Genomic DNA, 12,934 nt, shown 5'->3' on the forward strand with positions numbered 1-12,934 from the left:
AATCCGAAGGACTCAGACCATGACATTCAATCGATCCGTTCTACAGATCTTCGCCAATTACTGCGTCGCGGCCGCGGAAAGCATGGCCCACACGCTGATGCGCACCGCGCACTCCGCGTTCGTCAAGGAAACCGAAGATTTCTCCTGCACGATCATGACGCCCGCGGGGCTTACCTTCGCGTCGCCGAAAACGCTCGGCGCGACCTGGTACCCGGGCCTCGACTTCGGCTCGGTGATCGACGCGATCGATCACTACGAGCCGGGCGACATCGGCATGACCAACGACGCGTACAGCGGTTACGTCGCCACCCACACGCCCGACGTGATGATGTGGAAGCCGGTGTTCTACGACGGCGAGATCGTCTGCTACGTCGGCGGGCACATCCACAACACCGACATGGGCGGCGCAGTGCCCGCATCGCTGTCGCGCACGCTGACCGAGATCTATCAGGAGGGCATTCGCTGGGCGCCGACCAAGATCGTGCGCGCCGGCGTGCTCGACGACACGTTGCTCGACCACATGGCGATCAACGTGCGCGCCCCCGAGCAGAATCGCGGCGACCTGAAGGCGCAGATCGCGATGCTGATGACCGGCGAGCGGCGCGTGCTGGAAATCATCGAGCGCTTCGGCATCGACGATTTCAAGGCCGGCATGCACGCGATGATCGACTATTCGGAAGAGCAGGCGCGGGCGATCGTCGCCGGTATGCCGGACGGCGAATACTTCTTCGCCGAGTACGCCGACGAGGATTCGGTCAACGGCAAGCCGCTGCGCGTCGCGCTGAATCTGAAAGTGCAAGGCGAATCGCTGGTGCTCGATTTCACCGGCAGCGACCCGCAGCTCAATTCGTCGCTGAACATGCCGACCGGCGGCAAGGAGCGGCACGTGCTCGCGCTCGTCGGGCTGAATTACGTGCTGTATTCGCTGCACCCCGATCTGCTGCTCAATGCGGGCATGCTGAAGGTCGCGCGCTGCGTGCTGCCGGAAGGCACGATCATGAACTGCGTGCCGCCCGCCGCGGTTGGCATGCGCAGCCTGACCTGCAAGGTCGCGCAGAACGTCACGTTCGGCGCGTTCTCGATGGTCTGCCCGGAGCGGCTGCCCGCGTGCCCGGCCGGCGGCATGTCGATTCTGAACGTGCGCACCGTCGATAGCGACGGACGCACCGTGATCGCGGCAATCGGTCCAGTGGGCGGCGGCGCCGGCGGCATGATCAACGGCGACGGCTCCGATGCGTCGGGCGCCAACGTCGCGTTCCTGCGCAACACACCGGTCGAGATCAACGAAGCGGAAGTGCCGATCCGCATCCTGAAGTACGGCATGGTGCCGGGCAGCGCGGGCGCGGGCCGCTATCGCGGCGGCCTCGGCACCGTGATGGAGTTCCGCGTGTTCTCGCCGGGCACGCTGGTGACGGCGCGCAATCGCGACCGGTCACGCTTCGCGTCGTGGGGCGTACTCGGCGGCAAGGCGGGATCGACGTCGCGCTTCACGCGCAATCCGGGCACCGAACATGAAGAGAACCTCGGCGTGACCGATCTGGTCGTGTGTGGTCCCGGCGACGTGATCCGCCTCGAAGGCTGCGGCGGCGGCGGTTATGGCAATCCGTACGAGCGCGATCCGCAGAGGGTCGCGACCGACGTGAAGCGCGGTTATCTGAGCGACGCGGATGCGCTGGCGCTGTACGGTGTCGTGCTGCGCGCGGGCGAAGTCGATATGCAGGCAACCGCTGCGCGGCGCACCGAGCTCGAAGCGAACGCGCCGCGCGTGCCGGCCGTGCACTTCGACTACGGCGCGGCGCGCACCGCCTATGAAGCGCGCTGGACCCGCGAGCGCTACGCGGTGTTGACGGAAATCCTCGCCGGCGTGCCGGTCGTGTGGCGGCACTTCCTGAAGCACAAGATCTTCGACGCGTTCGATGCATGGGAAGCCGACGGTCGTCTCAAGCCTGGTGGGCAGGCGATCAGCGACATCTTCCGCGAGGTCGCGAGCCAGTATCCGCAATTACTCGAAGCACAGCGAACCGCATAGCGGCAAGCGCGGCGCCGCGCCTTGCTCGCGGCGCCGCGTGCGGAAGATCAACAGGTGCAGGCGCGCAATGGGCATCGTTTCGTTTGCGCTGAAATGCGCAACGAGCACGCCGTCCGTCGTGACAACTTCAATGAAGGTGAATCGATGCTGCAATCCGCGAATCCGTTCTCGGGCGCCGCGACCCGCGCCGAAGCGTCCGCCGTGCCGCTGCGTTCGCAGCCGCTGTCGCTCGAAGGCGTCAGCAAGCGCTTCGGCGCGACCACGGCGTTGCAACAGCTGTCGCTCGACGTTCGCGCGGGAGAGCTCGTCGCGCTGCTCGGTCCGTCCGGCTGCGGCAAGACGACGACGCTGCGGCTGATTGCCGGCTTCGAGTTCCCCGATACCGGCACGATCCGCATCGCCGGGCGCGAGGTGACGAATCTGCCGCCGAACCGGCGCGGGCTCGGCATGGTGTTCCAGAACTACAGCCTGTTTCCGCATCTGAGCGTGGCCGAGAATATCGCGTTCGGTCTGCGCATGGCGGGCGTGCCGAAGCGCGAGCGCGCCGCGCATGTGACGCGGATGCTCGACCTGATCCGACTGCCCGGCTACGGAGAGCGCCGCATCGCGCAGATGTCGGGCGGCCAGCAGCAGCGCGTCGCGCTCGCCCGGGCGATCGTCACGAATCCGTCGGTGCTGCTGCTCGACGAGCCGCTCGGCGCGCTCGACAAGAATCTGCGCGAGAACATGCAGTTCGAACTCAAGTCGCTGCAAAGCAAGCTCGGCATCACGAGCGTGATGGTGACCCATGACCAGGAAGAAGCGCTGACGATGAGCGACCGCGTGGTCGTGATGAACCATGGGCGCATCCTGCAATCGGGCACGCCGACCGACGTGTATGCCCGGCCGCGCACGCGCTTCGTCGCGGAGTTTCTTGGCGCGGCCAATATCCTGCCGTTTGCGGTGGTGCGCGGCGAACCCAACTGGCTCGATATCGCGATCCGCGACGCACGCGGCGAGGTGCGCACCGACCCGCCGCCCACCTGTCGCGTCGCGCATGCGCTGAACCGCACGCTCGCGGCAGGCGCGAGCGGCGAAGTCGCGGTGCGGCCGGAAAAGCTGCGTATCGGCGACCCGCGTCCGGACGATATCCGCTTCGACGGCGTCGTCGCCGCGCGCGTGTTCCGCGGCTCGCAGCACGCGTACCGCATCGAGGTGCCGTCGCTCGGGCAGACCGTCAGCGTCTATCAGCAGGCCGCGAGCGCAGCCGCGTTCGAAGCGGGTCATCCGGTCAGCGTGTCGATCAGCCCCGACGATCTGGTCGTTCTCGAAGCCGAACCCGGCGAAGGTGACGCCCGATGAGCACGCTCGCCACGCTGCCGCACGCGAGCCGCCGTCCGCGTCGATGGCTGTCGCCGTACGCGATGCTGTGCGCGCCGGCGCTCGTCGTACTGGCGATCTTCTTCGGCATGCCGCTCTACGAGAACGCGCTGCGCAGCGTCGGCATCTCGGCGATTCAGGGCACCCATTCGGCCTTCACGTTCGCGTACTACCACAAGCTGTTCACCGATCCGTACTACGTGGGCATCATGATCGAAACGCTGAAGGTCAGCGTGCTGACGACGTTCTGGTGTCTGGTGACCGGCTATCCCGTCGCATGGTTCATGGTGCGCCGCGCGGGGCGCTTCTCCGGCCCGCTGATGTTCGTGCTGATCATGCCGCTGCTCACGTCGATCATCATGCGCACGTTCGGCTGGAACGTGCTGCTCGCGCGCCACGGCCTCGTCAACGACGCGCTGCTCGCCCTCGGGATCATCGAGCAGCCGCTGCGCATCACGCAAAGCCCGGTGATCGTCTATGTCGGCAATGTGCACGTGATGGTGTCGTTCATGGTGCTGTCGATCATCCCGGTGCTGCGCTCGGTCGATCGGCGTCTGGAAGAATCGGCGCGCGTGCTCGGCGCCGGCGCGCTACGCGCGTTCGTGCTGGTGACGCTGCCGCTGTCCGTCGAGGGGATCATCACCGGGTGCCTGATCGTGTTCATGATCGTCAACGGCAGTTTTATCAGTGCGCTGCTGCTCGGCGGCGGCAGTATCGTGACGCTGCCCCTTCTGATCTTCCAGCAGTTCAGCCAGTCGCAGGACATGGGGCTCGCGAGCGCGATGGGTAATCTGCTGCTGATCGTCGTGCTGATCTGCCTGTATGCGCAGGGACGGCTGATCGGCCGGCGCAAGGAGGCACGCCGATGAGCACGCTCAGCCACTCTCCGCGTGACGGCTCGCGGTTGTTCGAAAAGCTCGGCAACGGCGCGCTTGCGCTGTATATCGCGCTATTCGTCGCGTTCCTGCTGGCGCCGATCGTGATCGTCGTGCTGGCGTCGTTCACGCCGGGCGAATCGGTCGCGGTGCCGGTCGACGGTCTGTCGTTGCGCTGGTATCGGCGCTTCATCGAATACAAGCCGTTCACCGATTCGCTGATCACGAGCCTGCTGCTTGCCGGCGCGTCGACCGCGCTCGCGATCGTGCTCGCGGTGCCGGCCGCGCTCGGCCTCGCCAACACGCGCTCCCGCATCGGCCATGCGGCGACGTCGTTCCTGCTGTCGCCGATCGCGGTGCCGCCGCTGGTGGTCGGGCTGTCGTCGCTGTACTACCTGTCGGAGCTCGGCATCGGCAATTCGTTCGTCGCGCTGCTGATCACGCATACGTGCGTGTCCGTGCCCTATGTGCTGCGCACCACGATCGCCGCGTGCAAGAACCTGAATCCCGGTTACGGCGAAGCGGCGTCGGTGCTGGGCGCGAGCATCTGGCGACGCTTCTGGCACGTGACCTTGCCGCTGATCTCGCCGGGCATTTTCGCGGGCGCGCTGTTCTCGGTGTTGATTTCGCTCGACAACCTCGGCGTGTCCTACTTCTTCGGCAGCGCCAACACGACGACGTTGCCGGTGGTCATGCTGTCGTACTTGCAGAACCAGTTCGATCCGTCGATCGCCGCGATCAGCACGGTGCAGATGCTGATTGCGATCGTGTTTCTGTTGGCGGTCGAGAAAATCTACGGCTTGCGCTCGATGAGCCGCTAGGCGCGCGCGATTCAGTTTTCAACGCTCGACGACTGAAACGCAGTGTTGCAAAAAACGGCCGTTGACTTCCGTTTAGATGATGATCACAATCTAAACAACACATCACGGAAGGCGGCCGGTCATGAGGAAGTCGAAACTCGAAACTGCCGATACACGCCGTCGCATCATCGAGGTTGCCGCGCGAGCGTTCAGGGCGAACGGCATCCAGACGACCGGTTTGGCGGACCTGATGGCTGACGCGGGACTCTCGCACGGCGGGTTTTACCGGCATTTCGAGTCCAAAGACGATTTGGTCGCGCAAGCGTGCGAAGCCGCGCTGACCGAGATCATTGGCACGCTCGAAGCCGCCGCGGGCGAGCGCATCGGCCCCGAAGCTTTCAAGGCCATGATCGAGGCTTACGTGTCCACGACTCACCGCGACGCACCGGCAGACGGTTGCCCGCTCGCGAGCATGGGCAGCGAACTGGCGCGCGCCGACGAACAAACGCGGGCAGTTGCGGCGCACGGCTTCGACGGTCTCGTCGACAGCCTGGCAAGCCGGTCCGGGCGTCGGCACCACGCAGCAGCACGGTCCGAAGCAATCTTCGCCCTTTCGGCAATGATCGGCGCCGTCACCATGGCGCGGATCGTTGAAGACCCTGACGCCTCCGCGGCGATCCTTCAGACGGTCAAGGAACGCCTCATCAAGAAGTAGCTGATATGCATGCCTGAAACTGCATGCATGACGCGCGCATCAAAATGTGCATATACACTTTTCGGATTTCGAAGCGAGGTTTGATCGCGGCGATATCTGGCAGCCCCGCACTCGCGACGAGTGCCCACATCGTTAGACTGGAGAGTCCATCATGCAGCAACGCAAATATCTGATTACCGGCGCCACGGGTAAGACCGGCGTCCACACAGTTCGTCATCTGCTGGACGGCGGCCATGCGGTCCGGGCTTTCGTACACAAGGAAGACGACCGCAGTGCGGCGCTTCGTGCGCAGGGCGCCGAAGTCGTCGTCGGCGATCTGCTCGAGCATGACGATGTGATCCGCGCAATGGAGGGCGTGACTGGCGCATACCTGTGCTATCCGGTGCGGCCGGGCTTCATCGAGGCGACCGCGTATTTCGCGGACGCGGCGCGGCGGGCGGGCGTTGAAGTCCTCGTGGAAATGTCGCAGATTTCCGCGCGGGAAGACTCGAAGAGTCACGCGGCACGCAATCACTGGATCGCTGAACGGGTTCTCGATTGGTCGGGCGTGCCAACGATTCACATCCGTCCGACGTTCTTCTCGGAATGGCTGATTTTCCCATGGGTGCTCGACGCCATCGTCAACGAAGGAAGGATTGCCCTTCCCTACGGCAACGGACGCCATGCGCCGATCGCCGCGGAGGACCAGGCTCGCTTCATCGCTACCGTGCTCACCAATCCTGCTGGACATATCGGCAAGACCTACGAACTCTGCGGCCCGATCGAACTCGATCATCACGGGATCGCCGATGAAATCGGCAAGGTGATCGACCGCAAGATCGTTTATCGTCCGGCGACGCTCGACGAATATCGCGAGCACTTGCGGAAGTACGGTCTTCCGGAATTCACGATCCAGCACTTCATCGAAGTTGCCATCGATTACCAGAACGGCGTCTTCGAGGGCAAAGACGGCATCATCGCGCAAGTCACCGGACAGGCGCCGCAGACGGTTGCAGAGTTCGTCCACGCCAACCGACAACTGTTCGAGCGTTGATGAGCGGTGCCCGGTTCAGCTTCGTTGCGCACGAAGAAAGTTGCCGGCTACTCGCGCCGGCAACATAGCTGGGCATTCCGTTAACACGAATGCGCAACGCGGTTCAATGCACGGTTCCGAAGAACAATTGGGCACCGTCCTCCGGCGTCAACCCAGCGTCGAAATAGGCCTGAAGGCGCGTTGCCTTTGCGTCGTCGAGCAGATACGGCGGCCGTACGAGCCCTTCCGCGACGGCATGGTCGTACCATCGGCTGAGCCACGCTCGCAGTTCGATTTCACTCGCCGACAGCACTTCCACTTCCATTCGATGTTCTCCTGGTCTCAAAGCGCGTCGATTACATCGCCAGCCGCTCGACCGCCATCGACGGGCGCGCCACCGAAGGCGGAAACACTTGCCAACCGCGATCGGTATGGTGAAAGAAGAACAGCTCGCACGGACCTCGTGGACCCTCCCCCGCCACACACACACCGACGATCCGTCCGGCGCGCGAGCGATGCACGGTCAGCACACGTACCGTCGTGCGCGTGTGTCCGAGCCACTTCCCGACCGCCGTACGCAAAGACTGCTGCTCCACCATTGCCGCCCCCTCCGTTGAAGCCATCGTAGGCAGCCGCAAATGATGCTTCCATCGGCGTCGGCGGATTGTGCGTTCAGGAATCACCGGTTCGATCGTCAGGATTTCCTTAGCTCCGATAGAGGGCATGAATCCAGCCTGAGCGGCTATTCGCTGATCAGGCCGTGCCGCATCGCATAACGAATCACCTCCGCGTTATTCGAAAGACCCAGCTTTTGCATCAACCGCATCTTGTGGGTGCTGATCGTCTTGGCGCTCAGCGAGCACGCTTCGGCGATGTCGTTGATGCTCCGGCCGCTGGCGATTAGCTGTAGCACCTGAAATTCCCGATCCGTCAGGACTTCGTGCGGCGGCACGTCTCCCGCATGCTTTTCGAAAACCATCGCGTCGACCAGCTTCGGGTCGATGAAGCGTCCGCCGTCGGCGAGCTTACGGATTGCCGCAAGCAACACCTCGGGATCGCTGTCCTTGGTCACGTAACCGGTGGCGCCGGCCCTTAGTGCGCGGGACGCCACCTGCGCCTCGTTGTGAATGCTGAGCACGAGCAACGGCAACGCGGGTCGGTCCGCGCGCACGCGTCGGATCAGATCGACGCCGCTGATGCCGGGCATCGTCATATCCAGCAACAGCAGATCGATGTCGCAGCTGCGGAGTTTGTCGATTACCTCGGAGCCGTGGCCAGTCTCCTCCACCACGATCATGTCGGCGGTAGTGGCGATGATCTGTTTGAGGCCGCCGCGCACGATCGCGTGATCGTCGGCGATGAGGATCTTGATCATGTCCCGAATCCGAGCTCGTGCGTGAGCCGCCCGATGGGTAAAGCCTTTGTCTGTTCTTCTCGCATTCGCAGGATTCGCGGCGCGCACGTTGCGCCCGGCTAGGTGACCAGCGAAAACTTCACCGGAATTTCTGCACGATCTGCACGATCGATCAGTTCGTCGAGGCGCTCGACGAGCAGGTCGAGCGCGAGGAACGTGCCGGCGTCGAACCCTTCCGCATGCTCGCGGCGCAGTTCCTCAAATTCTATCGACCTCTCGCAAGCCCCTGCGTTTGTCCAGAAAGTCCGCAATCATTTTGCACATCGCCTTTCGATCTTCGCAAGCCCCACCGATGATGCATGAACGGGCGATCGCGCGCAGTCGTCACCGGCTGCAAATGACTACGGGAAAACCTGAAGCAGACGTCAGGAAATCCTGAGTCCATCTATGCGCACACTGAACGACGCGAATCGGCAAACGCGAAACCGCGCGGATTGTATGTGCAAATGTGGCGCGTTATGCTTGCCGCGATCGCGGGCAAGGAGACGGCCCGGGATTGCGGAGCGGCAGCTCCTGTTCGCTCGATCGTTCGGTCTGCTGATCGCGCTGTCTCCAGCTCTACTCGCGCGACGCAGTAAGCATTCAGACTGGTGCCCGAAAATCGTATGAACAGAAGACAGATGTTGGCGCGTTCCGTGCACATGGCCGCGAGTCTGGTGAGCATGTCGTCCGTGACGGCGCTTGCGGCGGTCGGTCGCCCGGCGACCGTGGTATTTCTCAATCCCGGCGAGAGCCTGGAAGGCGATACCGGACCGCACTGGCAGCTCGTGTCGCGCTTCATGAACGCCACCGCCGAGCGCCTCGGCATGCGACTCGAAGTGCTCTATGCGGAGCGCGATCATCTGCTGATGCAGCGCCAGGCGGAATCGATCGCGGCGCGCGCCGACGCGCCCGACTACGTCGTCATCGTCAATGAAAAGATGGCGGCGCAGCCGATGCTGCAGACGCTGTCTCACTCGCCCGCCAAAATTCTGCTGATCCATAACGACCTGACCGAGGCTCAGCGCTCGATCACCGGCAACGAGCGCGGCACGATTCAAAACTGGATCGGCACGATCACCGCGGATGCCGAGCGCGGAAGTTTCAGACTGATGCAGTACCTGGCGAGCCTGATTCGCGACCAGCCCGCGCGGGTGATCGGCATCACCGGCGATCGGGCGACGCCGGTATCAGCCGAGCGCGCGGCAGGCGTGCGCTCGGCACTGGCACGCGACCCGCAGAACCAGATGTATCAGCTGGCTTTTGGCGACTGGAGTTTCGCCGACGGCCGCGAAAAGGCCAGCGTGCTGTTGTCGCGTTATCCGGACGTCAACATTCTCTGGGCTGCCAACGACTCGATGACGCTCGGCGCGTTGAGCGCCGTGCGCGAGCGGCACAGCAACGTGATCGTCGGTGGCCTGGGCGCCCTACCGGAAGCCGTCGAATCCGTGGCTCGCAACGAACTCGCTGCGATCGTCGCGGGTGACCTGTTCATCGGCGCCTGCGCAATGGTGCTGATCTATGACTACCACCACGGCGCGGATTTCGCCCAGGCCGGCGGCGCCCGCCAGCGACTCGACTTTCTCAAAGTGCTCCACGGCGACGACGCCGCCCGCTTCCAGGACATTGCGTTCGAGCGCCCGATGCCTCCGGACTTCCGCACCTTTTCGCGGGTTCTGCGCAGAACCACGGCCCCTTATGGCTTCGATCTGCAGGTGTTGCTGGACGCGTCTTCGAGGACCGCATGATGCAGCCACGCCTGCTACGAAAGCTGCTGCCGCGCACGCTGCACGCACAGCTGATGCTATCGCTGGTTGTTCTATCGACGCTGGTCGCCGGGATCTCGGCTTTCGTGCTGCTCGATCACGGACGCGAGCGCCGGATTGCGGAGCTCGACGAACGCGCGGACCGAATCGCAGATCTGTTCGGTCAGTCGCTGGCGCTGCCGATGTGGAATGTCGATCGCGATGCGATCGTCCGGCAACTCAACGCACTGCGTCCCAATCCGGAGGTGGTGCGCTTCACCGCCACGGCGACGAACTACGGCGTCGTCGCCGACGTGAACAATGCGCCGATGCCTAAACCCGACCAGCAGGTCGTCCGGGTGCGGCCCATCGAATTCACGCCGCCCGGCGACGCGCCCAGAGAGAAGCTCGGCGAAGTACGTGTCGTGTTGACGAAGGCCGTCGCGGAACGCGGCTTCGCGACCGCTCGCGAAGCCGTGCTCGCCACGATGGCCCTCGTTCTGGCGACGCTTTATTTCGCGACCTTTTTTCTGATCAAGCATCTGGTGCGCGAACCGATCAGGCGGCTCGAGCAAATGGTCGACCGCATCGCCGGCGGCGATCTCGACAGCCGCTGCGTGGTCGAATCGAGCGCTGAGTTGGGCAGGCTCGGCGCGCGCATCAACGCGATGGCCGCTCGGCTGCAGGACTCGACCGCGTCGCTCAGGGAGAGTGAGCGCAAATGCCGGGGCATTATCGAAAATTCGCTCGAAGGCATCTTCGTTCTCGAGCGCGACGGGCGTCTGCGCGAAGCCAATCCCGCGATGGCGAAGCTGCTGGGCTTTGCCGACGTCGACAGTCTGATGAGCGCGCTCGCCGGTGAAGCCCCGCACTCGCCGCATCCGGAGTTGCCGTTCCCGCCCTCGCGTACCGCCGGTCTCTTTGCCATGCTGCGTGTGGCGGGCGAGCTCGCGGCACTCGAGATCCAGATGAAAAACGCCCACGGCACCCCGATATGGTGTCAGCTCAATGCGCGCGGAGCGGGCCACGACGAAGCAGGCCCGCGATGGCTCGAAGGACAACTCACCGACATCACCGAGCGCAAGCAGGCGATGGACGATCTCACACGGCACCGCGACCAACTCGAACAGGAAGTGCGCGAACGCAAGCGCACGGAAAAGGATCTGCGCAGCTCGCGCCAGCAGTTGAGACAGCTATCGGCTCACCAGGAGACCATCCGGGAAGAAGAACGCCGCCAGATCGCCATGACCATTCACGATGAGCTCGGCCAACTGCTCACGGCGATCAAGATCAACGTGTCGCTGCTGAAACTCCTGCTGGGCCGAGGCGCGGACGGGACACAGAAAGTCGGCGATATCAGCGAGCTCGTCGAGCGCACCATGGACATCGTCCGCAATGTCGCCAGCCATCTGCGCCCGGCCGCGCTGAATTTCGGTCTCCCTTCGGCGCTCGAATGGCTGGTGCACGACTTCTCACGACACAACGTGCCATCGTGCTCGTTCCGGCATGAAGGTGGCGAACCGTCGCTGGGCGACGAGCGCGCGACCGCCGTATTTCGGATCGTTCAGGAGGCGCTGACCAATGTCAGCCGGCATGCGCACGCGTCGCATGTCGATGTGGTGCTGCGCGGCGTCGGCGATCATTTCGAGCTCGAAGTCAGCGATGACGGCATTGGATTCGACGTTGCGCGAGCGACGCTGAACGGCTCTTATGGGCTCCAGGGCATGCAGGAGCGCGCGCGCATCATCGATGCGCGAATTCAGATCGTCAGCCAGCAACTGCGCGGCTCGACCGTGCGCCTGCTGTTTCGCGAGCCGTCGACAGTCGCGGACGATTTTCAGACTCTTTGACGCCACCTGGAGGTCGCCCCGCGCCGGAAATACGCGGTTACCAATTCCTTACGTGAGGCATGAAACGCTGACATAAGCTGAAGGGAGTAGCGTGCCGTTTTGTCGCCGCGCGACCGGGAGCACGTCATGAAGCCGCTCGATGCAAAGTGCGTCGGCAATGCCGTCGGAGTGCTGGTATTGTTCGGGGCGCTGTCTGGGTGTTACTACGTACCCTACGGGTACTATCCGGGCTACGGCTATTACCCCGCCTATGCCGCCCAGTATCCTGCTGCGTATTCGACTGCCGATCCATCCGGGCTCGGCGACCCGTCGCAACAGGTTCCGGCGCAACAGGCATTCACCATGCCTGACGGCACGTCTGCCGAAGGGCAGCCACCCGCGTACGATTTCGCGGCCGCGCCGCCGTCCGCGCCGGCCTATGGGGCGCCGGCATACTATCCGGTCGCCTATCCACCGTATCCCTATGCGTATCCCTACCCGTATCCGTACTACGGATACTGGCCGGGCTATTACTGGTGGCCGTCGTTGGCGTTGACCTACGCCTTCTGGGGAGGGTGTTGCGGCGGTTACCACTATGGTCATCACACTTACTGGGCAGGCCATGGTTACTGGGGCCATGGCTACTGGGGCCATGGGTATTACGGACACGGCTACTACGGCAATTACGGTCACCCCTACTACGGCCACACCAACTGGGGACATGGTCAGGGCGCCTGGAGCGGTGGCCACATGTCTGGCGGTAGCGGCTGGGGCGGCGCTCACCCGAACTATGGCGGCTATGGCGGTGGCTGGAGAGGTGGTAGCGGCTGGGGTGGCGGTGGCGGCTGGGGTGGCGGTCACTACATGGGCGGCGGCGGGCATGGTCGTTGATATGGAACCCTTCGGGCGTCGCGCGCCGCGACGGCAATCGCGGGCGGCGCAGGACGAACTCCGTCATGCAATCGCTACGGCGCAGCAAATAGAACATGAATCGTCGGGGTGAACGCTCCGCAGAAATCGTACGGCGCCATTGATATCGCGAAGGCGCGCATCAAGTATCAAGCGCTTACGTGCAGTTGCGCCACGAGCGTCTGGACGATGAGCTAATCTCGGATCTGGTGTACGGCGGCAGGCGGGGGATACGAGGAAGGCGGTGGCGGTTGGCTGAGAATGTTGC

14 protein-coding genes are annotated in these 12,934 nt (G+C 63.8%); 9 read left to right on the forward strand and 5 right to left on the reverse strand.

Annotated elements, in window-relative coordinates; genetic code table 11:
* Positions 1-19: 19 nt before the first annotated feature.
* Entirely contained in the window at positions 20-2,029 is a 2,010-nt protein-coding gene (locus EVC45_RS14115; RefSeq protein WP_129958587.1) for a hydantoinase B/oxoprolinase family protein, read from the forward strand.
* Here EVC45_RS14115 and EVC45_RS45620 read toward each other — a convergent pair.
* Positions 2,003-2,182 (reverse strand): hypothetical protein, encoded by a 180-nt coding sequence (locus EVC45_RS45620; RefSeq protein ID WP_168991468.1) that lies wholly within the window; start codon positions 2,180-2,182, stop codon positions 2,003-2,005. The genes EVC45_RS14115 and EVC45_RS45620 overlap by 27 nt on opposite strands.
* Between EVC45_RS45620 and EVC45_RS14120 the strand changes: the two genes are divergently transcribed.
* From EVC45_RS14120 to EVC45_RS14140, 5 genes are all read left to right on the forward strand, one after another.
* Positions 2,174-3,370, forward strand: coding sequence for an ABC transporter ATP-binding protein (locus EVC45_RS14120; protein ID WP_248295123.1), 1,197 nt, complete (start codon positions 2,174-2,176; stop codon positions 3,368-3,370). The genes EVC45_RS45620 and EVC45_RS14120 overlap by 9 nt on opposite strands.
* On the forward strand, positions 3,367-4,257 hold the full coding sequence (locus EVC45_RS14125) for an ABC transporter permease (protein ID WP_129958589.1): 891 nt from the start codon (positions 3,367-3,369) through the stop codon (positions 4,255-4,257). The genes EVC45_RS14120 and EVC45_RS14125 overlap by 4 nt, the downstream gene beginning before the upstream one ends.
* Positions 4,254-5,084: an ABC transporter permease gene (locus tag EVC45_RS14130; RefSeq protein ID WP_129958590.1), complete on the forward strand. Its 831-nt coding sequence runs from the start codon at positions 4,254-4,256 to the stop codon at positions 5,082-5,084. The genes EVC45_RS14125 and EVC45_RS14130 overlap by 4 nt, the downstream gene beginning before the upstream one ends.
* 121 nt (positions 5,085-5,205) lie before the next feature.
* Positions 5,206-5,778: a TetR/AcrR family transcriptional regulator gene (locus EVC45_RS14135; RefSeq protein WP_129958591.1), complete on the forward strand. Its 573-nt coding sequence runs from the start codon at positions 5,206-5,208 to the stop codon at positions 5,776-5,778.
* A 151-nt stretch (positions 5,779-5,929) separates the two neighbouring features.
* The gene (locus tag EVC45_RS14140) at positions 5,930-6,811 is read left to right on the forward strand and encodes an NmrA family NAD(P)-binding protein (RefSeq protein WP_129958592.1); all 882 of its coding nucleotides are present in this window, start codon (positions 5,930-5,932) and stop codon (positions 6,809-6,811) included.
* Between the two features lie 103 nt (positions 6,812-6,914).
* Here EVC45_RS14140 and EVC45_RS14145 read toward each other — a convergent pair whose 3' ends face one another.
* The 4 genes from EVC45_RS14145 to EVC45_RS14160 all read right to left on the reverse strand — a co-directional run bounded on the left by EVC45_RS14145 (position 6,915) and on the right by EVC45_RS14160 (position 8,455).
* Positions 6,915-7,115 carry a hypothetical protein gene (locus EVC45_RS14145; RefSeq protein ID WP_211193417.1) on the reverse strand — a complete coding sequence of 67 codons (201 nt, stop codon included), beginning with the start codon at positions 7,113-7,115 and terminating at the stop codon, positions 6,915-6,917.
* A gap of 31 nt (positions 7,116-7,146) precedes the next feature.
* A complete protein-coding gene (locus EVC45_RS14150) occupies positions 7,147-7,389 on the reverse strand; it encodes a hypothetical protein (protein ID WP_129958593.1) in 243 nt (80 codons plus the stop codon).
* 143 nt (positions 7,390-7,532) lie between these two features.
* Positions 7,533-8,165 (reverse strand): response regulator transcription factor, encoded by a 633-nt coding sequence (locus tag EVC45_RS14155; RefSeq protein WP_129958594.1) that lies wholly within the window; start codon positions 8,163-8,165, stop codon positions 7,533-7,535.
* Positions 8,166-8,263: 98 nt separating this feature from the next.
* On the reverse strand, positions 8,264-8,455 hold the full coding sequence (locus EVC45_RS14160; protein ID WP_248295124.1) for a hypothetical protein: 192 nt from the start codon (positions 8,453-8,455) through the stop codon (positions 8,264-8,266).
* A gap of 411 nt (positions 8,456-8,866) precedes the next feature.
* On the opposite strand from EVC45_RS14160, the gene EVC45_RS14165 reads away from it, so the two are divergent.
* From EVC45_RS14165 to EVC45_RS14175, 3 genes are all read left to right on the forward strand, one after another.
* Positions 8,867-9,931: an ABC transporter substrate-binding protein gene (locus EVC45_RS14165; RefSeq protein WP_248295128.1), complete on the forward strand. Its 1,065-nt coding sequence runs from the start codon at positions 8,867-8,869 to the stop codon at positions 9,929-9,931.
* Entirely contained in the window at positions 9,928-11,778 is a 1,851-nt protein-coding gene (locus EVC45_RS14170) for a histidine kinase (protein ID WP_248295125.1), read from the forward strand. The genes EVC45_RS14165 and EVC45_RS14170 overlap by 4 nt, the downstream gene beginning before the upstream one ends.
* Positions 11,779-11,904: 126 nt before the next feature.
* Complete coding sequence (locus EVC45_RS14175; RefSeq protein ID WP_129958596.1) at positions 11,905-12,648, forward strand: hypothetical protein; 744 nt, start codon at positions 11,905-11,907, stop codon at positions 12,646-12,648.
* Positions 12,649-12,934 lie beyond the last annotated feature (286 nt).

It is taken from the genome of Paraburkholderia sp. UYCP14C (assembly GCF_004197395.1).
GTDB lineage: Bacteria > Pseudomonadota > Gammaproteobacteria > Burkholderiales > Burkholderiaceae > Paraburkholderia.